The organism is Clostridium bowmanii, from assembly GCF_018861315.1.
Taxonomy (GTDB): domain Bacteria; phylum Bacillota; class Clostridia; order Clostridiales; family Clostridiaceae; genus Clostridium_AD; species Clostridium_AD bowmanii.
In genome coordinates this window covers 30,961-54,454 of record NZ_JAHLDL010000032.1, presented here as the reverse complement: position 1 = coordinate 54,454, position 23,494 = coordinate 30,961, and the positions used below count along the sequence as shown (strand labels likewise).

General features: G+C 31.5%; 16 protein-coding genes. 12 read left to right on the top strand and 4 right to left on the bottom strand.

Annotation, left to right across the window (positions count from 1 at the left end):
* The first annotated feature begins 350 nt into the window (after window positions 1-350).
* Together KPL51_RS18225 and KPL51_RS18220 are read left to right on the top strand one after the other, a co-directional pair.
* Window positions 351-515: a zinc-ribbon domain-containing protein gene (locus tag KPL51_RS18225; protein ID WP_125002068.1), complete on the top strand. Its 165-nt coding sequence runs from the start codon at window positions 351-353 to the stop codon at window positions 513-515.
* Window positions 516-636: 121 nt separating this feature from the next.
* Window positions 637-3,444, top strand: a complete 2,808-nt coding sequence (locus tag KPL51_RS18220) for an EAL domain-containing protein (protein ID WP_216164569.1) — start codon at window positions 637-639, stop codon at window positions 3,442-3,444.
* A 99-nt stretch (window positions 3,445-3,543) separates the two neighbouring features.
* Here KPL51_RS18220 and KPL51_RS18215 read toward each other — a convergent pair whose 3' ends face one another.
* Window positions 3,544-6,087, bottom strand: coding sequence for a cation-translocating P-type ATPase (locus KPL51_RS18215; protein WP_216164567.1), 2,544 nt, complete (start codon window positions 6,085-6,087; stop codon window positions 3,544-3,546).
* A 283-nt stretch (window positions 6,088-6,370) separates the two neighbouring features.
* On the opposite strand from KPL51_RS18215, the gene KPL51_RS18210 reads away from it, so the two are divergent.
* The 5 genes from KPL51_RS18210 to nagZ all read left to right on the top strand — a co-directional run bounded on the left by KPL51_RS18210 (window position 6,371) and on the right by nagZ (window position 11,110).
* Window positions 6,371-6,985: a TetR/AcrR family transcriptional regulator gene (locus KPL51_RS18210; protein WP_216164564.1), complete on the top strand. Its 615-nt coding sequence runs from the start codon at window positions 6,371-6,373 to the stop codon at window positions 6,983-6,985.
* 47 nt (window positions 6,986-7,032) lie between these two features.
* Window positions 7,033-7,785 (top strand): HlyD family secretion protein, encoded by a 753-nt coding sequence (locus tag KPL51_RS18205; protein WP_216164561.1) that lies wholly within the window; start codon window positions 7,033-7,035, stop codon window positions 7,783-7,785.
* A 1-nt stretch (window position 7,786) separates the two neighbouring features.
* Window positions 7,787-8,569: an ABC transporter ATP-binding protein gene (locus tag KPL51_RS18200; RefSeq protein WP_216164558.1), complete on the top strand. Its 783-nt coding sequence runs from the start codon at window positions 7,787-7,789 to the stop codon at window positions 8,567-8,569.
* Window positions 8,570-8,575: 6 nt separating this feature from the next.
* On the top strand, window positions 8,576-9,706 hold the full coding sequence (locus KPL51_RS18195; protein WP_216164555.1) for an ABC transporter permease: 1,131 nt from the start codon (window positions 8,576-8,578) through the stop codon (window positions 9,704-9,706).
* A 132-nt stretch (window positions 9,707-9,838) separates the two neighbouring features.
* Window positions 9,839-11,110 (top strand): beta-N-acetylhexosaminidase, encoded by a 1,272-nt coding sequence (gene nagZ, locus KPL51_RS18190; protein ID WP_224854410.1) that lies wholly within the window; start codon window positions 9,839-9,841, stop codon window positions 11,108-11,110.
* A gap of 99 nt (window positions 11,111-11,209) precedes the next feature.
* On the opposite strand, the gene KPL51_RS24385 is transcribed toward nagZ, so the two are convergent.
* Entirely contained in the window at window positions 11,210-12,433 is a 1,224-nt protein-coding gene (locus KPL51_RS24385; protein ID WP_224854407.1) for an amidase domain-containing protein, read from the bottom strand.
* A gap of 180 nt (window positions 12,434-12,613) precedes the next feature.
* Between KPL51_RS24385 and KPL51_RS18180 the strand changes: the two genes are divergently transcribed.
* Window positions 12,614-13,345 carry a polysaccharide deacetylase family protein gene (locus KPL51_RS18180; RefSeq protein ID WP_216164550.1) on the top strand — a complete coding sequence of 244 codons (732 nt, stop codon included), beginning with the start codon at window positions 12,614-12,616 and terminating at the stop codon, window positions 13,343-13,345.
* A 70-nt stretch (window positions 13,346-13,415) separates the two neighbouring features.
* On the opposite strand, the gene KPL51_RS18175 is transcribed toward KPL51_RS18180, so the two are convergent.
* Together KPL51_RS18175 and KPL51_RS18170 are read right to left on the bottom strand one after the other, a co-directional pair.
* Window positions 13,416-14,450, bottom strand: a complete 1,035-nt coding sequence (locus tag KPL51_RS18175; protein WP_216164547.1) for a homoserine dehydrogenase — start codon at window positions 14,448-14,450, stop codon at window positions 13,416-13,418.
* 128 nt (window positions 14,451-14,578) lie between these two features.
* Window positions 14,579-15,478, bottom strand: a complete 900-nt coding sequence (locus KPL51_RS18170; RefSeq protein ID WP_216164545.1) for a chemotaxis protein — start codon at window positions 15,476-15,478, stop codon at window positions 14,579-14,581.
* A 289-nt stretch (window positions 15,479-15,767) separates the two neighbouring features.
* Between KPL51_RS18170 and KPL51_RS18165 the strand changes: the two genes are divergently transcribed.
* From KPL51_RS18165 to KPL51_RS18150, 4 genes are read left to right on the top strand one after another with little or no spacing between them, the layout of a single operon-like run.
* Entirely contained in the window at window positions 15,768-18,797 is a 3,030-nt protein-coding gene (locus KPL51_RS18165; protein WP_216164542.1) for a DEAD/DEAH box helicase, read from the top strand.
* A gap of 21 nt (window positions 18,798-18,818) precedes the next feature.
* The gene (locus tag KPL51_RS18160) at window positions 18,819-19,631 is read left to right on the top strand and encodes an SWIM zinc finger family protein (protein WP_216164539.1); all 813 of its coding nucleotides are present in this window, start codon (window positions 18,819-18,821) and stop codon (window positions 19,629-19,631) included.
* Window positions 19,632-19,665: 34 nt separating this feature from the next.
* Entirely contained in the window at window positions 19,666-21,453 is a 1,788-nt protein-coding gene (locus KPL51_RS18155; protein WP_216164536.1) for an ABC transporter ATP-binding protein, read from the top strand.
* A gap of 60 nt (window positions 21,454-21,513) precedes the next feature.
* Window positions 21,514-23,370, top strand: a complete 1,857-nt coding sequence (locus KPL51_RS18150; protein ID WP_216164533.1) for an ABC transporter ATP-binding protein — start codon at window positions 21,514-21,516, stop codon at window positions 23,368-23,370.
* Window positions 23,371-23,494 lie beyond the last annotated feature (124 nt).

Genomic DNA, 23,494 nt, shown 5'->3' with positions numbered 1-23,494 from the left:
GTTGTTATGTTAAGGGTTACGAGGACGTAGATGTGGGAAAATTTATTGGCAACAATAGAAGCTCGTGACTTCAGTCATGGGAGGTTCACTAAGGGTTATTGCCATGGTAGAAGTGTGATTATTTGTTAACTGTACCTTGTGCTTTTCAACATGACATTTGAGAAATATTGTTAATAAACAATAATAAATATATTGCCTTTTAGTAAGCTATATGTTAAAATAAGTTTATATTAGTTGTATAATAGCGGCTAGTGCTGAGATTAAACTAGATAACAACATATCCTCTTTTTAGAATATAATTGTTAATCGGTTCTACATCTTAATATTTGGAAAAAGGAGGAATGTTTAAAATGGCAGATAAGACTTTAGTTTGTAAAGACTGTTCTAAAGACTTCGTGTTCACTGAAGGCGAGCAAGAATTCTACAAAGAAAAAGGATTCGATAATGAACCTCAAAGATGTGTTGATTGCAGAAGAGCAAGAAAACAACAAAATGACAGAGGATTCAGAAGATAGTTAAAGAGTGTTATAACCCTATAGGATTAAACCTATAGGGTTTATTTTTTTTGTGAAAATATTTAATTATATGTTTCCATGAGTGGAAAATATAGTATAATAATTATTAAGGGGGGATTAGATGATTAAAAGCAAAAGCAAAACTTGGTATAATAGGATAAAATTATTAAAACAGTTTACTGCAATATTTTTACCACTATTAATAATTTTAGTATCAGCATTATTCCTAGTTAATAATTGGCAAAATCAAAAGAATAAGCAATTGCTTATGCAAAGAGAAAATAACATAGGAAAAATTAATAAATTAAACATCCAGGCTACTATTAATTCTATAACCTCAGATTTGAAAGTTATCAAGGACTCAGCTATACTTTATGACTATGCTAATAACCCTACAGGGAAGAATCTTATGGAGCTAAATAAAATGTTTATGAGATTTAGTAAAACTAAGGCAATTTATGATCAGTTAAGATTTATAGACATAAAGGGAATGGAGCTAGCTAGAGTAAATTATAATAATGGAAATGTATACATAGTAGAAGAAAAACAACTTGAAAATAAGAATGATATGGAATATTTTAAGAAAACATCAAATTTAAAACCAGAAGAAATATATATTTCTCAATTTGATTTAAACACTGAAAATGGGATAATTGAAGAGCCAATTAAACCTACCATACGTTTTGGAGTGCCAATATTCAAAAATAATGGTGAAAAGATCGGCATATTGATTTTTAACTATTTAGGTGAGAATCTGTTAGATACAGTTAATGAAAATTTAATAGACATAATTAATGAAAATGCAAAACAAAATAGTGATTTTAATATTGAACTAATAAACCCAGATGGAAATTTTATAAAAAGTATAGATCAAGAAAAAGATTGGAACTTTATGTATGATAATAAAAAACTCTTTTCGTTTAAAAGTGAAAATAGTGATATGTGGGATACCATAAATAATAATGAATTTGGATATGTAGAAAATAAAGACAGAATATTTTATTATAATACAGTTTATCCACTTTCTTATATAAAAGAAAAAAATGACAAAAACTTCTCAAATAATAGTGGATATTCATATTGGAAGACTATCATCAGCTATCCTAGTGAGGACTTTAGTTTTACAAACAGCTTAAGTGCAAACGGTTTTTGGGAAATAGGTTGTATATTCCTTATAATCATCGTATTATGTTCTACTATAGTCACTTATATTATTTTTAAAAGACAGGAATCTCTAAAAAGAGTAAAGGCCTTAAGCAAGGTTTTTGATAATTCAAAGGAAGCTATATTAATTACAGACTCAAAAACTAATATTACATATGTAAATAAAGCTTTTTTAAATATTACAGGGTATAAGGAAGTAGAAGTTTTAAGTTTAAAAACTTCGACTTTTAAATCAGGAAAGCATGACAAAAAATTTTACAAAAATATGTGGCAAGCTATAGAAACTTATGGGAATTGGCAAGGCGAAATTTGGGACATAAAGAAAAATGGTGAACTATATCCTAAATGGTTAAAAATAATTGCTATAAAAGGTGATGGTGATGAGGATATACAATATGTAGGGATATTTGAAGATTTAACTTTAATAAAAGAAAAAGAAGAAAGTATTAATATTTTAAAGAATTATGATAGACTTACTTCACTACCTAATTTATCACTAATGAAAGAGTTAATTCGTAAAAAAATCAATACGAATTCTGATAATTTAGATTATGAGTATAGTTTACTATCATTATCAATTATAAATTATGATACCATAAAAACTGGTTTAGGATTTAAAAAGGCGGATTATCTAATAATAACAACATTAAAAAGAATAAAAATTTATATGAAAGATAACTTTATTATAGGATCTCCAGGAAAAAATGAATTTATTATTCTTTTAGAAGGTAATAAAAATGATAATAAAAATGATAATATTATTATAGAGTTTGTTAATAATATTTTAAATGAATTCAATAATACCTCTATAATAGAGGAACAAGAAATGCACGTTCAATTAGCTATGGGAGTTGCAAGATATGAGGGTCATTTAGATACTGTAGAGCAGCTAATTGAAAATGCTAATATAGCCAAGGCATATGCCGCAGAGGATACTGAAAGCAATGCAAAGTTTTATAAGTCTGAGCTTAAGGATAAATATTTGGAAAATATTAAAATTAAACATCTATTAAGAGGAGCACTAGAAAGAGGCGAAATATATTTAACTTATCAACCACAAGTGGATTTAGCATCTGAGCAAATAGTTGGAACAGAGGCATTAATAAGATGGGAAAGCCCAGAACTGGGAAATGTATCACCAGTTAGATTTATTCCTATTGCAGAAAAAACAGGACTTATTTTGCCAATTGGCGAATGGGTGTTAGATGAAGCTTTAAGACAAAACAAAAGGTGGAGAGAGCAAAAGCTTAAACCTATCTTAATGTCAGTAAATATTTCTCCTGTGCAGTTTAAAAAAGCGGATGTTTTTAAAATTATACAAGAAAAATTAAAGAAGTATGATTTAAGTGGCGAATCACTAGAAATAGAGATTACGGAAGGGTTACTTCTAGATAATGATCTTAATTCGCAGACTCAGTTAGTTAGTATTAATAGTATTGGTGTAAGATTGGCGATGGATGATTTTGGTACAGGATATTCTTCATTAAGTTATTTGAGAAAATTCAAATTCGATAAGATAAAGATAGACAGAGAATTTGTTAAGGATTATCCAGAAAATGATGATGGCACAATAGCAAAAACAATTATAAATTTATCTGAAAATTTAAAGATTACTGTTATAGCGGAGGGTGCAGAAACAAAGGAACAAATTGATTTTTTAAGGAAAAACAAATGTGACCAAATTCAAGGGTACTATTATAGTCCGCCGGTTTTACCAGAGGAACTTGAAAAGCTACTCCAGAAAGGACATTTTATAAGAAGATGAAATTTAAGAAAACACCAAACACTTAAATAGCTTAAGAGTTTGGTGTTTTCTAATATTTAACATAAAAATCTAGAATTAAAAATTATCTAATTTTAGAAATTAGATGTTTTTAGTTGTATTAACTGTATTAATTGTAGAATTTTTTATAATTTTATTGTGCTTTGAATTACTTAAAAACTTAACTATTTCCCACCAACCTGTGGATACAGCACCAAGTAGGCAGGCAATTATAGCTGTTTTAAAATCCAGCGCTACAGTTTTGAAAATAGGATGGGCAGCTGAAATATACACAATGGAGAATAACATTACTAAAGCTAAACTATTAATGTAAAATCTAGCTTTACTACCTTTTTCCTTAAAAAGACTAATTAAATACTTAGTGTTAGATCTATTAACTAAGACTAGAACTACATTTCCCACAATTAAGACCATTAGTGAAAAAGTTCTTGCATAGTCTGCACTGAAACCTGAATCAACCATATAGTGGAAAGGCAAAAAGGCTGCTAAAAACAATGTTGTACCCTGAAATATTACTTTTCTTGTTAACTTTTTTGTGAGTAGTGGTTCACTTGGAGATCGTGGGGGCTGCTCCATGATATAATCTTCTGCAGGCTCACCTTCAAAGACTATAGAACAGGTTGGATCTAGTATTAACTCTAAAAGTACGATATGAACAGGTAGTAATATTTGCGGTAAGTTGAAAATAGGTGAAAATAATGCTAAGGCCATAATAGGAATATGGATTATCATTATATATACCATAGCTTTCCGAATGTTATCAAAAACCCTTCTTCCATCTTCTATGGAGTGAACTATAGTTGTGAAATTATCATCCATTAGAATCATATCTGCAGCTTCTTTGGCAACTTCGGTTCCTCTTTTTCCCATTGCAATGCCTATATTTGCATTTTTTAGTGCTGGAGCATCATTTACACCATCGCCAGTCATTGCAACAATTTCGCCATTCTTTTTAAGTGCCTTAACTATCTTCATTTTATGTTCTGGAATCACTCTTGAGAAAATATCACAATGGCTTACTGCGGTGCTAAGTTCGTCTACCGTCATAGCATCAATTTCTTCACCAGTAATGGCGCAGTTATAAAAGTTAAGACCTATTTCATTTCCTATGGCTATAGCTGTTTTAGAATAATCTCCGGTTATCATCATTACTCTTACACCAGCTTTTTTACAGTTGTTTATAGCATCTTGTACACCAGCTTTTGGTGGATCTTGAAGTCCAATTAATCCCTTAAAACATAGTCTATATTGATCTAAATGATCATTTATAGTATTAGTTACTAAGTCTGCAAGTGCAAGAACCCTTAACCCTTTGCTAGCCATATCATCTATAGTATCTAAAATTTTTGTATCTTCATTTTGTGTTAAATTGCATAAAGGTAGTATGGTCTCTGGTGAACCTTTAGCTGCTACATAATAAGCGCCATTTTCCTTATAAATATTTGCCATTCTTTTAGTTTTAGAATCAAAAGCAAATTTTTTAGTTAGCTCAAGATTGTAAAGTTGATGTATATTTATTTTATCCTTACCAGCATTTACTATAGCTTTTTCCATAGGATCATAGGGATCCCTCTCACAAGCTAAAACTAAAAGTTTAGCTAAATCTTTATCCTTCAATTTATCAGGATCTACGAATCCATTTCTATATATAACTTTAGCTCTCATAATATTTTGTGTGATGGTTCCTGTTTTGTCTACGCAAAGCACTGTGGTAGAACCTAATGTTTCCACTGCAGGTATTTTGCGAATTAAGGTATTCTTTTTAGCAAGTCTGAAAGCACCTAGGGATAAGAATATTGTAAGCACCACAGGAAATTCCTCTGGAATAATTGCCATAGCCAAGGTTACACCTGCAAGGATACTCTTAACAAATTCTCCTGTGTACATATAGGAAAAACCAATTACCATAATACATAGAATAAAGCCAGCAATAGCTAAAGTTTTTACTAACTGAGATACTTTTTTCTGGAGAGGAGAAAGTTCCTGGTTTGTTTCACTTATAGCTTTTCCAATTTTCCCATATTCCGTCTCAAAGCCTATTGTCGTTACTCTAGCGGTACATTTACCGAAATTAGACAAGGTACCTGCATATAAAGTATCCTGTTTCCAATAGGATTTAGAGGAATCTATACTTCCGAGTGGCAATTTGTATACAGGTTCACTTTCTCCAGTAAGTGAAGACTCATCTACTGAAAAATTTGATTCCTCCATAACTTCACAATCAGCAGGAATACGATTTCCCTCGGATAAGAAAATTATATCTGAAGGTACAAGTTCACAGCTTTTGATTACTTGTTTTTTACCATTTCTCATTGCCACAACATGAGGAGAAGTCAAATCTTTTAGAGCATCCATAGTTTTTTCGGTTTTCCATTCTTGAACGAAGGTTATGGTAGCAACAAACATAACAAAGATAAGCATTATACTACCTTCTCTGGGTTCCCCTAATATAAAATATAAGGTTGCGGCTCCTACTAATAATATAAACATTGGCTCTTTGAATACACTTAAAAATTTTAGTATAGGATTAGACTTTTTAATTTTTATAAGTTCATTAAAACCATATTTCTCTCTAAGGGATTTCACTTGTTCAGTGCTCAGACCCTTTAATGATTCAGATTCCATTTATTACACCTCATTATCAATTAATAATATATACATTAATTATTATATGCTACAAACGTGGAAATGTTATACAATTTTTAAAAATAATCATAGAAATAACAATTATCAATTGAGAAATAATTATAGATATTAATGGGAATTAATTGTAAACAAAAAACATTAATATATGATAATAATTATTAATTAAAACGAGTAAAAGAAAAAACTTTACAAAATATAATTAAAGAAATATAATAAGTGAGTAATCACTCATTATATATTATAGTTGAAAGGAAGAAGATAAATGTCTAAAGAAAACAAAGAAGAAAAGATACTGGAATCTGCAATATTACTATTTTCTAAAAAGGGTTTTAGTGCAACGACTACCAGTGAAATTGCAAAAGATGCAGGGGTAGCTGAGGGGACAGTTTTTAGGTATTATAAAACAAAAAAACATATTTTAATCAAAGTTATGAGTAGACTTATTGAAGTTATGAGTGAGGAACTTGTAGCAAACCCTGTGGGGAAAATTTTAAAAGAGAATAGGGACAAAGATGATTCGGATATACTAAAAATGCTACTAATGGATAGATTAGAAGTGTTCAACAAATACTGGGATATCATACAGGTTATTATTACTGAAATTCAGTTTCATGCGGATATTAGAAAAAGTTTTTTCGAAAATGTGGTTTTAAAAGTTAAGGATTTTTTAGGGGAATTTATTAAAAGTGGAATTGCAAAAGGTCGCTTTAAAGACTTTGATCCAACAGTAGTTAGCAGAGCACTATTAGGTACTTTTATGGCTTATATTATTCAAAAGAAAATTATGGGTGACAACAAAGAAATTGGAAATAAACAAGAAGTAGATGAAATAATTGAGTTATTCTTAAATGGACTTACAGTGAATAAAATTGGATAGTAGATGCAATAGTAAAATCAGGAATAAAATTCAAAAGGAGTTGTATGATGAAAAAAATCGGTTTGATGTTGATCAGTTTATTAGTGGTTTTTACTTTCACAGGGTGTAATGCATCTAAAGATGGAGGAGATAATAGTTATACTGCAACTGTAGAGAGTGATAGTTATAATATTTCTACAGAAATAGGTGGAAAGCTAAATTCAATAAATATAGTGCAAGGACAAGAGGTAAAGCAAGATGAAAAGACAGCACAACTTGATACAAAGATGTATGAGCTTCAAAAGAAACAAGCAACTATAGCAATGAATTCTGCAGTGCTTAAAAAAGACTCCTTACCTAGCAATGCTTCTGATAATATGATAAAGCAAGTTGATAATGGAATTGAAGCAACGCAAAATGCCGTGGACCTCGCTCAGCTTCAAATAGACAAGACTAATATAAAAAGTGATTTTAACGGTGTGGTTACAGAGGTTTTTGTAAACAAAGGCGAAATGGTAACACCAGGAATGAATATTGCCAAGGTAATAAATAATAGTGAAAAATTTGCTCAAATATATGTAGAAGAATCAAAAAGAAATGAAATTAAGCTAGGTGGAGTCTTAGATATTTATTTTAATGAAGTGAAAATAGGAAGTGGAAAGATAACATTTATTTCTCCTGTATCTGAGTTCACCCCTAAAAATACTGAAACAAAAGCAGAAAGAGAAAATACTGTGTTTCAAGTTAAGATTTCAATAACAGAAAATAAAAATATTGTGCCAGGAATGATGGTAGATATAATGCTGAAAGCTGGTGAATAATATGGATATGGCTATAGAGGTAAATAATCTTACAAAAAAATTCGGAGACTTTTTTGCAGTTAATAATATAAGCTTTAATGTGCCAAAGGGAAAAATATATGGGTTTTTAGGACCCAATGGTTCGGGAAAATCCACTACTATTAGAATGCTCTGTGGGGTATTAACTCCTAGTGCGGGGAGTGCTAAGGTTTTGGGCTACGATGTTTTTAAAGAGGGAGAAAAAATAAAACAGAATATAGGTTATATGTCTCAAAAATTTAGCTTATACGAAGAATTAACTGTAAATGAAAATCTAGATTTTTACGCAGGGATATATGGATTAAGTAAAAAACAAAGAGATGAGAGAAAAAAAGGAATAATAAAAATGGCTGGTCTTGTTGGACGGGAAAAAACTATAACTAAAAATCTTTCAGGTGGATGGAAACAGCGTCTTGCCTTAGGGTGTGCACTAATCCATAAACCAAAGCTATTAGTTTTAGATGAGCCTACAGCTGGCGTTGACCCGGTTTCTAGAAGGGTATTTTGGCAAATAATTTATTCCCTTGCAAACAGTGGAATAACGGTGCTGGTTACAACACACTATATGGATGAGGCAGCTAGTTGCGATATGGTAAGCTTTATTTTTAATGGTAAAATTATTGCCAGTGGAACCCCTAAAGAATTAATTAAAAAAGAAGGGGTAAATAATCTAGAAGATGTTTTTATAAAGTATGTTGAAAAAGAGAGCAATGAAAAAATTGAAAGTTCCTTTGAAGATATTAAATTTGCTCTGGGAGAGGAGTAACAGATTATGAATATGCAGAGATTTATTTCAATAATTAAAAAGGAATTTATTCAAATTAAAAGAGATAAAGCTAGCTTTGGTATTGCAATTATGATGCCCATCATAATGATGGTGCTTTTTGGATATGCTGTAACTACAGAGCTGGATAATATATCTACAGCAGTGATAGATCAAAACCACACTAAAGAGAGTAGAGAATTTATAAAGAGTTTTGAAAATACAGGATATTTTAATATAACTAAGGAAGAAAACAACATGGAAAGTGTTCAAAGCAAAATGGATAGTGGTCTGGTTCATGCAGCAATAATAATTCCTCCAGACTATAGCAGCAGAATACTAAAAGGAGAAAAGCCTTCAGTGCAATTTCTAATTGATGGTTCAGACCCAACTACAGCTAGAACAGTTTTTAGTAGTGGTGCTTTGACAGGAGAAAGATATGGTGCTAAATTTTGGAGTAAGGCTATGGAAAAGTATCCAAGTATTGCAGACATAGGAGGGGTAGAGGTGAATACCAGAGTCCTCTATAATCCTAGTTTAAGAAATCAAAACTTTGTAATTCCAGGCCTTGTAGGACTAATAATGCAGAATATAACTATATTATTAACAGCCTTTGCCTTAGTTAGAGAAAGGGAGAGAGGAACTATAGAGCAGTTAATGGTGTCTCCTGTGACAGCTCCAGAATTAATACTGGGGAAACTTGTACCATATGTTGTAATTGGGTATTTAGATTTTATTTTTGCACTGTCCTTAGGAGTTGGATGGTTCTCTGTACCTGTTATTGGAAGTTTGCTACTACTATTATTTTTGGGTCTAGGTTTTGTTATTTGTTCACTAGCTATAGGAATTTTAATATCTACTGCCGCAAAAACTCAGCTTCAAGCAATGCAACTTAGTTTTCTAGTACTACTTCCAAGCATTCTTTTGTCTGGTTTTATTTTCCCAAGAGAATCAATGCCAAAAATAATACAGTTTTTAGGTAGCATTATACCACTTACGTATTTTTTGAATATATTAAGAGGCATCGTACTCAAGGGAGTAGGAATGGAAGTGCTATATAAGGATGTGCTTATTCTATTTTCTTTAGGACTAATTTTATTAACACTAAGTATAGTTCAATTTAGAAAAACTTTAGATTAATTGGCATATATAAACTCTTGTAATTATTAGAAGAGCAGTAAAAAGCTCTACGGCTGATATATTTTCTTTTAATATAGTTACTGAAAGTATAATAGAAATAGTCTATGTTTTAAAATGATAGGAGGCTAAGCATTGTTAAAAAAATCCACTATAATTTTAATGCTGATATTGATTATATCAATATTGTCTGCTTGTAATATAATTAAGAAGATTAATAATAAAGATGTAAATAATAACACGTCACAGGAGATGACAACAAAAGGCAATGATTCACAAGATTTAGAAGTGATAGAGGAGCCTAAGGTAATAGATCCCATTATAGAGCAAATAGGTAAAATGACTATAGAGGAGAAGATAGGACAAATGCTCCTAGTAGGAATTGAGGGATATGATTTAAATGAGAATACTAAAAGTCTCGTACAAAAGTCTAAGGTAGGAGGAGTTATATTATTTGCAAATAATGTTCAAGAGAGCAATCAGTTACTTAAACTACTAAATTCATTGAAAGGTGAAAATCTACAAAATAAAATACCATTATTTTTATCTGTTGATGAAGAGGGTGGTAGAGTAACAAGAATGCCTAAGGAGTTTGAAAAATTTCCAACAAACAAAGCCATAGGAAAAATAAATGATGAGACATTATCGTACAATATAGGTGGTGCCATAGGAAATGAGATAGGTTCTTTTGGTTTTAATATGGATTTTGCACCGGTTCTTGATGTTAACAGCAATCCTAATAATCCAGTTATAGGTAATAGATCCTTTGGAGCAAATGTAAGTGTTGTAAGCAACTTAGGGAGTCAAACTATGAAGGGAATTCGATCACAAAATATTATACCAGTAGTGAAACACTTTCCGGGACACGGAGATACCTCCGTAGATTCTCATATGGGATTACCTTCTGTAAATAACGATTTAAAAAGGTTGAAGAGCTTTGAATTAAAACCTTTTGCAGAGGCAATAAAAAACAATGCAGATGCAGTAATGATTGCACATATACTTTTGCCTAAGATAGATAAGGAAAATCCCTCATCAATGTCAAAAATAATCATTACAGATATCTTAAGAAAAGATCTTAATTTTAAAGGGGTTATAATTACTGATGATATGACCATGGGAGCTATAACGAAAAACTATAATATCTATGAAGCTGCTGTTAAATCAGTAAAGGCAGGAACCGATATAGTGCTTGTGTGTCATGGTTATGATAATGAAATGGCAGTAATTAATGCATTGAAAAATTCAGTTTTAAAGGGAGAGATATCGCAGAAAAGGATAGATGAAAGTGTTTATAGGATATTAATGTTAAAGGGGAAATATAAATTAAAAGATGAAATAATAAAGTCGATAGATGTTAATGATATAAATAATAAAATTAATGATGTATTAAAAAATATATTTTAAAACGCAATTGATTATAAAAAGTATATATATGCTAAAAAAACATGAAAAATAAGGGTGCTCAATTATGTACCCTTATTTTTTGTTTTTACCTTCAGCGAATTATTTGATATGTATTAAGTAGAAATTAATATTTTTATCTCCCCAGCCTAAATCCCAAGGCACATGATATCTATCAATGGTATGGGAGTTAACAAGAGGATAACCATGAGAATCAAAGCCTGTAACTAAAGCAAAATGGTCTATATCACTGCCTTTGGCATAACAAATAACATCGCCTATATCTAATTTTTGAACTGCACCACATGGATAGCCAGGCAGGGGAGAAATTAATTGAGCAAAAGTTCCTTTTCCCAGTAGTTTTCCTCGACCACTGTAAAGTAAATATTTCTTGAAGGCATCTGCATTAACCCATGCAGAGCTTCCTTCAGCTCCGCCATATTTCTTATAAGTACAGTTCCAAATACTATCCAATGGTAGCCCACCACCTTCTATATCGCCAATTGATTGAGATACATAATTAGTACAATTTCCACCATTGCCAGTATAATTTGTATACTTTTTATTATATTTTGTTGAGCTTCCACTTGCCCAAGGCACTCCACAATATTTATCTGCATATTTAACAGCATTTATTTTGTCATAATGACTTTTAGTAACAATGCCTACTTCGCCTGGTGTTTTAGGACAATTACCTAGCTGATAAATAGGCTCTTTATAAGTAGGGAGCTTTAGGTTTTTTAATTCTCCCAAATATGATTTTAAAGCATCTTCAAAGCAATCCAAATACCAATCATAATATATTATCCAATTTTCTCCGTTTTTTATTAATTCCATAGTGTGTATTAGTCCAACTCCAAAAACATTTGTAGTGGGAGTTATATCATTTTTATAAGTATACTCAAATTTATAATACTCATCCACCAATAAGCGAATACCTCTCATGGTTGTAGCTATTTTTCTAACCTTGGGAGTAGATTCAACTTTTATAACATTCATTCCTCTTTTACTTGACCAATCATTAAAATAATTAAAGCGTTTTACCTCATGTTCTAAGCTCCACTTCCCAAGCTTTTGAGATGAATCATAGTAACTAGGTAGAGTAGAAAGATCTTTAGTGATAAACATAGAGCAACGCTTCTTATAAATATTTTCAAGCACCTTTGTAATTTCTGTATTATCATAAGTATTAAAATCTATTGTAGAAATAGCCACGGTAGCAATGGTATTATCACTATTGGTGTAAAAATTATTGATATCATAGCTAACAAAGCAAAATATTAAAGTGAAAAATAAAATAATAATTTTGTGAATATGTTTTTTCACGAATTTATACACCTCCAACTTATTTAAATAAAGAAAAAAATAACCACTAGTTTAGTATTCCATATTAATATGATTTCTTGCAGAAATAAAGTGTGAAATAATTTCCACTCATTATATATCCTACTTTGGATAAAATAATTACTAAGATTATATATTTTAATCAATTTAAAAGGAGAAGATATGAAAAAAAAATATTTGAGTGGTATTACAGTTTTATTACTAGTGGTATTTTATTTGTTTATTAATTGTTATTCATTTATAAGTCCAAAGGCATTAGCATATTCTGTATTAAGTAAAGATGAAGAAAAAGTTATATATTTGACCTTTGATGATGGACCTAGCATTATGACAAATAGGGTTTTAGATATACTTAAAGAAAATCATGTAAAGGCCACTTTTTTTCTTATAGGGAACCAAATTAAAGGTCAAGAAGCTGTGGTTAAAAGAATGTATAATGAGGGGAATAGTATAGGACTGCATACTTATACCCATACATATAAGAAAATTTATCCCAGTAGAAAAGGGTTTATAAATGAAATGTTAAAAACACAAGGTGAAATTAATTCTCTTACAGGAATTAAACCAACAATAATAAGATTTCCATTTGGTAGTAGAAAACATTTAACTATGTCTTTTTTAGAAGAACTTCATAGCTATAATTTTAAAGTATACGATTGGAATGCTAATATGTCCGATGGAATTAAAGCTAGAACACCAATAGATCAGTTGTACAGAGAAGCTACAAAAACGACCATTACAGAGCACCCTATAATTTTACTTATGCATTGCGACTATATGCATAAAAACACTTGTGTGGCACTTCCTAAAGTAATAAAATTCTATAAGGATAATGGATATGAATTTAAGATTATAAATGATGGAACACCTGAAAATTACTATCCTATAAAATAATTAATAGTAGAAAATATAAAAGACTAATTGCAAATTTTGCAATTAGTCTTTTATATTTTCTTTTGAATATTTATCTGCAAAATTTATACCCGTTGGTAATATTAATCAAATCCCTAAGAATAGATGCTGCTGCAGGGGTTACTCCTGAGGCACCTCCTAAAATGGTTAAATCACCAAGGGTATCAGAAGTAAATCTTACAGCTTTATTTTTGCCTTCTACCTTGTATAAAGCATGGTTAGGTTCAAGTTTTTCAAGTTTAACTGTCATTATTAGTTCATTGTTGATTTTGCATGCGCTACCAATAAGTTTATATTTTTTATTTTCACATTTGGCATTGTTTATATCCTTAAGTGTGATACTAGTAATTCCATCTATAGTAATATCTTTTAATGTTTTATTTTCATGCATTAGAACATTGGTAAGAATAAGTAGTTTAGAGGCAGTATCCCATCCTTCCACATCTAAGGTAGGATCAGTTTCTGCTATGCCTAATTTTTGTGCCTTTTTAAGAGCTACATTGTAGGTTACATCATTATCTTCCATTTCTTTTAAAATGAAATTTGTTGTACCGTTTAAGATACCTTCAATAGATAGAATCTCTGAACCAGCCAAATCAAACATACCAGCATTTATAGTGGGAAGTGCTCCTCCAGTAGTGCATCCAATAGCCAATTGTACATTATTCTTCACAGCTAGTTCACATAATTCATTATAGGCTAAAAGGATTGGACCCTTATTTGCTGTTATTACATGAATACCACTTTCTAAGGCTTGTTTAATATGAATCATACCAGCTCCACCAGTTTCTTTATTAGTGGGGGTAAGTTCTATTAGAATATCAACATCATTATTTTTAAGTAGTGTAGTAAAATTAAGTTCAGAACTGCCACCTTTAGGGTAATTGATTATATTTTTACCCTTTAGTGAGAAACTTAAGACGTCTTCACAATTTATTCCTTTTGGGTCATAAATTCCACCACTTGAGTTTAAAATATAATTTATTTGAAAATTATATCCATCCCTATGTAACTCAGCTTCTTTATTTTTGATTAAAGTTATAAATGCTTTTCCAAGGCCGCCATACCCAATTACTGCAATCTTCATAAAATTTACTCTCCCCATATTTTTGGATAATCTAAGTTTGATAGTTATATTAAAGCATAATAGTAATCAATCGTAAAGAAAGTTCTGATAAAAAATTGGTGCCACCAAAATTGGTGGCACCTAGTTATTTATTTAGGGGTAGTGAATCCATCAATGCAAGTTACAAGTTGCCCAATTTCTGGTTTACTTAGCTGTGCATCTGCTCCAACGGCGTTTCCCTTATGTTTTAAATCACCCGTGATTAATGAGGAGAAAAGTATAACTGGCAATTTTTTTAGAATGCTATGTTCTTTAATTTTTCTTGTTAGTGTATGACCGTCCATTTGTGGCATCTCAATATCAGTTATTAGTACATTAACATCTTCTATAAATTTTTCTTTTTTCTGTCCGACTAAATTAAGTAAATAGTCTAAAACTTGCTTTCCATCATCAAATATCAATAAGTTATTGAACCCAGCCTTAATAAGAGTATCCTTTAATAATTTTCGAATTAGTGGAGAATCATCGGCGAGTACTAGTTTAACTGATGATCTGTCTTTATATGCTATATCCACAATTTTATCCTCACTGATTCCTGTAGAAGGACTGATATCTGTAACTATTTTTTCGAAATCTAACAATAATATTATTTTATTATTTAGAACGATATTTCCTATAACTAGTGAATTAACAGAAATGTCATCGGGCTTGGTTATTTTTTCCCATTTAATACGATGAACACCAACAATATTATCGATACTAAAGGCAACCTCAATCTTATTAAATTCACAAAGGATAATTTTTGCTTCAACTTCATTTTTATGCTGTTTTTCTAACACATATTTTAAATCTATTAAAGTTATTATTTTATCTCTATAGAGCGTAAGTCCTGCAATAGCTGGATGTGAGTCAGGGAGTTTTGTTAAATTAGTGGAATTTATTACCTCTTTAACCTTTATAATATTAATTGCATAATGTTTGTTATTTATCACAAATTCTAATATTTCAAGCTCACCGGTTCCAGATTCTAGTAGTATATTATTATTCATACTTTTCCTCACTTTCAAATGTATATAAACATAGGATTTAGTAAAAATTAACTGATAATTATTAAAAAAATCTATATACTTAATATTTCGAACAAAATCTTAATAACTTTACTTAAACCTTTGAGAATAATGAATTACTAACATTTCAGCAATATAGTCCATAATTTAAGGGTGTAATACAATTTAAAATTAATAAAACAACATATAAAATTGAAATTTTCAAGGTAAATATGGTAAACTGTATAGTATGCAATAAAATATTAATGGCATTATTAGAGGGTGAAGTAAATTGATATTAAATGGCGGATGGATAGAAACTACAGAAGGTAGACACACTTTTATATTGTGGGGCCAAAACGGAGAAACTAAGTGTACTAGAAGAGGTAGATTACCTAAAAATGGACTTTCACTATATGAGGATATGGCCTCAGTTCTAGAATTACGTAACAAAACAAATAACGAAGCATCAGAAATAAGATGTGGAAAATATAAATATGATGTGATAAAGAAGCAGCTTCTAAAAAGAGAAATTAGAGGCATTACTTTTAATAATTTAGATTTATTTCATATGATTTTAAATATAGATAGAAACCATCTAAATGGGATAGAGTTGTCTCATGAATTAAAGTTTTGGATTACAGTGGCAAAATTTACAGCTGAGTTAATTATAAAACATAAATATTTGCCTTCCTTAACTATAGATAGAATAAATAAAAAAGTAAATTCTAGGTGGAGATGGCATACAAGTGACTCTGAGTATATTGTTAAAAAGAAGGTACTATGCAGTAATATGCCTACAGAGTGTAAGGCTTATTTTCCTTTAGAAAATCAAGAGTTTATTTATACCAATACCACTAAATTGGTAAGTGATTTTATGGATTCTATGATTGATACTATGGTGAGAACTAGTTGCAGCGAAATAAACAAGGATAATGAAAGTTTGGAGGAATATTATAGTAATTTAGGAAGCAACTGGATACATTCTCTTTTTTCAGAACGTCCTGAGATTTTAATTGAGACAAGTGATCAAATTAAAATGCTAAATGAGTACAAGAAATGGATAGAACCCATAAAGATAAAAAACACTAATTTTAAGTTTCGTACCTGTTTCAAGGTTGTTCCACCTAGCCACGGGGATGAGTGGACAATTGAATATGTACTTCAAGCAAAGGACGATCTTAGTCTTATGCTTCCAGCAAAAATGATTTTTGAAGAATCCTTGGATACTATAACCTATTTAAATAAAAAATTTAACAATCCACAAGAAAGGCTTCTAGAGGATTTAGCAATTGCATCAAAAGTATTTATTCCTATTGAAAGGAGCCTTTATGATGCAGTACCCATAGAGTGTAAATTATCTATGGAGGAGGCCTATTCATTCTTAAGAGAGTCAGCTTATTTTTTAAGAGAAAAAGGTTTTGGTATTATTGCGCCAGCTTGGTGGAAGAAACCTTCAAAGCTTTCAGTTAAATTGAAGGATAGAAACCACACTACAAATAGTAATTTGGCAACAAAAAGTACATTTAATATGGATACTATTCTTGAATATGATTGGAAGTTAGCCTTAGATGGAAGTGAGATAAGTGAGAAAGAATTTGAAAGGATTTCAAACTTGAAAGTACCATTTATCCAATTAAGGGGTCAATGGGTACAGGTTGATATACATCAAATTAAGATACTTTCTAAGATGAAAATGAATAAAAGCTTAAATGGAAAGATTCCTGTTGGAGAATTATTAAGACTAAACTTAAGTGACGAGGAAATAATTCCAGGAGTTAGTGTTGATAATATTGATAATCAAGAAGCCGTGGGGAATTTTTTTGAAAAATTATTTGATCACAATACTATAGAGGAAGTTGATATTCCTCAAGGATTTAGGGGCACTTTAAGGGAATATCAAAAGAGAGGTTTTTACTGGCTAACATTTTTGCGAGATCATGGTATAGGTGCTTGCCTTGCTGATGATATGGGTCTGGGGAAAACAATACAAAGTATATGTCTTTTGCTTTATGAGAGAGAAAATAAGTTAACTGACAAACCAACACTTATAATATGTCCTACTTCAGTTGTGGGAAACTGGGAAAAAGAAATAGAAAAATTCGCACCAGGACTTAAATCTACAATTCATCACGGAGATAATAGGTGGGGTTATGAAGCTTTTAGTAAGGGAATACATAAAAATGAAGTTGTTATCACAACGTATGCACTAATAGTAAGGGATAAGGCACTATTTCAAAAGCAAGAATGGGCGGGGATTATATTAGATGAAGCTCAAAACATTAAAAATAGTGCGTCCAAACAGACTCAGCACATAAAGTCCCTTAAAGCAGAATATAAGGTTGCATTAACAGGAACACCAGTTGAAAATAGACTTTCAGATTTATGGTCCATTATGGACTTTTTGAATAAAGGGTATCTATACAATTGGTCAACCTTTAGGGCGGAATATGCAGTGCCTATAGAGAGGGATGGAGATCCTAAAAAAAGTACTAAGCTAAGAAAAGTAATTTCTCCTTTTGTACTAAGAAGACTTAAAACTGATGCAAATATTATTAAAGATTTACCTGAGAAAATTGAGACTAAGGAATATGCACCTTTAACAAAGGAACAGGCTACATTATATCAGGCGGTAGTAGTGGACTGTCTAAATAAAATTGATAGTTCTGAAGGCATTCAGCGTAGGGGTCTTATTATTTCTTCTTTAACAAAGTTCAAGCAAATTTGTAATCATCCTGTGCAGTTTTTAAAGGACAATGGCGAAATTGAAGGCCGTTCTGGAAAACTTGAGAGGCTTTTGGAAATGCTAGAAGTTATTATAGAAGAAGGAGATAGGTCATTAGTATTTACTCAGTTTGCAGAAATGGGTCATATTTTGCAGACAGAACTTGAGAAAAAACTGGGGGTAAGAACACTATTTTTACATGGAGGTACTAGTAGAAAGAAAAGAGAAGAACTCATTAACATTTTTCAAAATGACACAAAGGAGCCTATGATATTTGTATTATCTCTAAAGGCTGGTGGACTTGGGCTGAATCTTACTAAAGCTAATCATGTATTTCATTTTGATAGATGGTGGAACCCTGCGGTAGAAAATCAAGCAACAGATAGAGCTTTTAGAATAGGTCAAATTAAGAACGTTCATGTGCATAAATTCATATGTATGGGAACTTTAGAAGAAAAAATTGATGAGATGCTAGAACGAAAACAAGCACTTGCTGAAAGTATAGTTTCTACAAATGAGAACTGGATTTCAGAGATGAGCAATGAAGAACTTAAAGAACTGTTTATACTAGAGCATGACAATATATTGGATAAATGATAGCTGAGGAGATGTTGTCTTTTGACTGGAAGGATAAGGAATGAGTTTGGCATAAATTGGTGGTCAAAGAAATGGAATAATGCAATTTCAAGTTTTACTATAAGTTCTAGAATTGACAAGGGACGGGAATATGCAAGAGCTGGTAATGTTTTAAGTATGCGTGTTTCAAAGGGAGAAATTGAGGCAGAAGTTCAGGGTGGTAGCCCAACCCCTTATAGAGTTAATATGGAAATTGATGTTTTTTCAAAAGAGCAGTGGAAAAATATAATGAATATCATGGCACAAAAGGCTATATTTTGCGCCATGATATTAAATGGAGAAATGCCGGAAAACATTGAGGAAGCTTTTAAAGAAGCTGGAGTTTCTCTCTTTCCTAAAAAACAAATACATTTAATTACGGAGTGTTCATGTCCAGATTCTGCAAATCCCTGCAAACACATAGCTGCAGTTCATTATATGCTTGGGCTTGAATTTGATAATGATCCTTTTGTAATTTTGAAATTAAGAGGAATGGAAAAAGAGGAATTTTTAAAAGCCCTGAGGGTTTTGAGAAGTGGGAATGAAAGCGAGCAGGTGAAGAGAAAAGTAAGAAAACAACTAAAATCAAAAAAAACTATCCAAGATTTAAAAAGAGAATTTGCCAGTTTTAAAGAGATGGATGAAGATATATTTGACATGCCCTTCTCTTATGTAACTCCTGAAGTTAAACATGGAGTTATAAAAACATTGGGAATTCCAGATTTCTGCACTAGTGAAGATGAATTTGTACATAAAATGAGGATGGCATACACAAATGCTGAGGAAGAGACTAGAAAGTACTTGATGGAAAAGTAAAAAAATACTATCTGGCCATAAGGGGGGGATTTATATGAAGAAACTTTTAAAACTAACTAAGGGAAATAGACTACTATATTTTACTGCAATACTTTCTATAGCAGCAGCTACATTTATAGCAATGCTTGAACCTATGATTATAAAAATAACAATAGATTCTGTAATAGGAAATAAACCATTAGACGTTCCGGTGCCTATAGAAAAGTTAGTAACACTGGTTGGCGGTACAGGAGTGCTTCTTAGAAATTTGTGGATATGTTCTTTATGTCTTGTAATATTAACCTGTGTAAGAGGAATTTTCTTATTTCTTAGAGGAAAGCTTTCTGCAAAGGCAGCTGAAAACATAGCAAGGAATATGAGAGGGAAGCTTTATGATCATATTCAGAATTTGCCTTATGCATATCATGTAAAAGCAGAATCTGGAGACTTAATTCAAAGATGTACTTCAGATGTAGAGACCGTTAGAAAATTTTTTGCAACGCAAATGGTGGAAATCGGAAGAGCATTCTTTATAGTATCTTTTGCAATTATCATGATGTTGTCGCTGAATAAAAAAATGACGGTTATTGCAATGGTTATAGTACCTATTATATTTATATTTTCTTACGTGTTTTTTTATAAAATTAAAAATACCTTTGAGAAGGCGGATTCGCAAGAGGGAGTTTTAACATCAGTGCTTCAAGAAAATTTAAGTGGAGTTAGAGTTGTAAAAGCTTTCGGAAGACAGAACTTTGAAATTGAAAAATATGAAAGTGAAAATATGAAATATAGGGATTTGAATTTCAAATTAGTAAAGCTGCTTTCAACTTATTGGTCTACATCAGATATTCTTTGCATGACTCAAATTGGTCTGGTTTTAGTATCAGGCATATATTTTGCAGTTAATGGAGAAATAAGTTTGGGGACCCTTGTGGTATTTAATACTTATGAAGGAATGCTATTATGGCCTGTAAGGCAACTAGGTAGAATTCTTTCCGATATGGGGAAAATGTCAGTTTCTCTTCAGAGAATAACAAATATTATGGATGTTCCAGTGGAAGAGGAATATGGTAAAGCACTAAAACCAGAGATTAGTGGAGAAATAAGTTTTGTAAATGTAAATTTTGAGTATGAGAGTGATAATGAAATTCTTAAGGATATAAGTTTTAAAGTGAAGAAGGGCGAAACAATTGCTATTGTTGGGCCAACAGGTTCAGGTAAATCCTCACTAGTACATCTTTTATTAAGACTTTATGACTATGATAGTGGTTCTATAAAAATTGATGGAGTAGAGCTTAAAAATATTGAAAGAAAGCATATGAGAAACAATATAGGAATAGTACTTCAAGAGCCCTTTCTCTATTCAAGAACCATAAAGGAAAATATCAAAATGGCGAAGATAGACTCAAAGGACATAGAAATTCAAAATGCTGCCACAGTAGCTGCTGTGCATAATGTTATAAATTCCTTTGAAAAGGGGTATGACACCGTCGTCGGAGAAAAGGGTGTCACCTTGTCAGGAGGACAAAGACAAAGAGTTGCCATTGCGAGAACACTGATAAAAGATATGCCTATATTAATATTTGATGATTCATTAAGTGCAGTGGATACTGAAACGGATAGGGTTATAAGGGAAGAACTTAAAAACAAAAATAAAGGTAGCACTACTTTTATAATCTCACATAGAATTTCCACGGTTATGGCTGCAGATAAAATTATAGTATTAAATCATGGAAAGATTGAGAATATAGGCACCCATAAAACACTTATTAAAAAAGATGGTATCTATAAAAGAATATGGGAGATACAGACATCATTAGATGCACTAGATGATGAAAAGTAGGTATGAAATGAGTAAATCAGTGTACAGCAGGTGCACTAAATATTCAAGGGCGGTGATATTATGGCTAGTAATGATAGTAAAGACGAAAATAAATTAGTGGAAAACAAATCAGCAGAAAAAATAGATATAGGAATATGGAGAAAGCTATTTAAATACCTTACGGAATTTAAAAAGGGACTTGCATTTTTGGCTTTCTTAATGGTGGGTGTGGCAGGAATAGATGTTGTAATGCCACTACTTACAAGGTATGCCATCGATAATTTTATAATGAAGAAAACAACGCAGGGGCTTACCATCTTTGCAATAGTTTACTTTTGCATAATTGTTTTTCAAGCATTAAATGTAAGATTATTTATAATAAATGCAGGTAAGATCGAAACACATCTGGCCTATCATATAAGAAAGCTTGGGTTTAAAAGACTTCAACAGTTATCCTTTTCATATTATGATAGCTCCTCAGTGGGATGGCTTATGGCAAGAATGACTTCTGACGTAGCAAGACTTAGTGAAATAATATCTTGGGGACTAATTGACATGGTTTGGGCGCTAGTTATGATGATTGGGTTTATAGGAGTAATGCTTTATTATAATGTACGATTAACCCTGATATGCATGAGTGTAGTACCACCCTTATTTTTAATAGGAATATTTTTTCAAAAGAAAATTTTGAAATCCTATAGGAAAGTAAGAAAATTAAATTCAAAATTAACTGCAGATTTTAGTGAAGAGGTATCTGGGGCTAAAACTACAAAAACTCTTGTTCGAGAAGAAGAAAATTTAAAAGAATTTAATATTGATGCAGGTCATATGAGAAATGCTTCTGTAAAGGCAGCTATGTTTTCCGCTTTATTTCTTCCCATTGTTATATCCATGGGAAGTTTAGGAGCAGGATTTGTTCTTTGGATAGGAGGGAAAAGCGTTATATCAGGAGCACTAACCTACGGTACTTTTGTAATGTTTATTGCGTATACAGTACAGTTTTTTGACCCTGTAAGTCAGTTAGCTGGAACCATTGCAGAACTTCAGAATGCACAGGCATCTGCAGAAAGAATAATAACACTAATAGAAACAGAGCCGGAAATATGGGACACGGAAGATGTAATTGAGAAGTACGGAGATTTATTTAACCCCAAAGCGGAAAACTTTGAAGATATACAAGGAGATATTGAGTTTAAAGATGTATGCTTTTCCTATAAAAATGGAGAAAAGGTGTTTAAAAACTTTAATCTAAAGGTTAAAAAAGGAGACACCATAGCACTAGTTGGAGAAACCGGTTCTGGTAAAAGCACCTTAGTAAACTTACTCTGTAGATTTTACGAACCAAGTAGTGGAGAAATATTAATTGATGGTGTAGATTACAGAGAAAGATCACTATTGTGGCTTCAATCAAATATTGGCTATGTACTTCAAAGCCCACATTTATTTAGTGGAAATATTAGAGATAATATTATGTATGGAAAGCTTAATGCAACTCAAGATGAAATTGAAAATGCAGCAAGGCTTGTAAATGCTCATAGTTTTATAAGTAAACTAGAAAAAGGCTATGATTCTGAAGTTGGTGAAGGGGGAGGAAATCTATCTACCGGAGAGAAACAACTTATTTCCTTTGCTAGAGCCATTGTAGCAGACCCTGCACTATTTGTTCTTGATGAAGCCACCTCTTCTATAGATACGGAAACAGAAAGAATGATACAAAATGCCATAGAAAGAGTTCTGAATGGCAGAACTAGCTTTGTGGTTGCCCATAGACTTTCTACAATTGTGTCTGCAGATAAAATTCTTGTCATAAGACATGGAAAGATTACAGAATCAGGAACTCATAGAGAACTACTAAGAAGAAAAGGTTACTACTATACCCTATATACCAATCAGCTGCTTGAGGAAAAGGAACTAGAAAGCAAATCAGTGGTCTCCTAAGGAAGGTGCCACCCACGTGGCAAGTGGCAAGTTGTACATGCTGGTGGTCACTGAATGTAAATTTGATTTGTTAACAAATGTTTTTATACGCAAAAAAAAGTATATATTACGCGTATTGCAATAC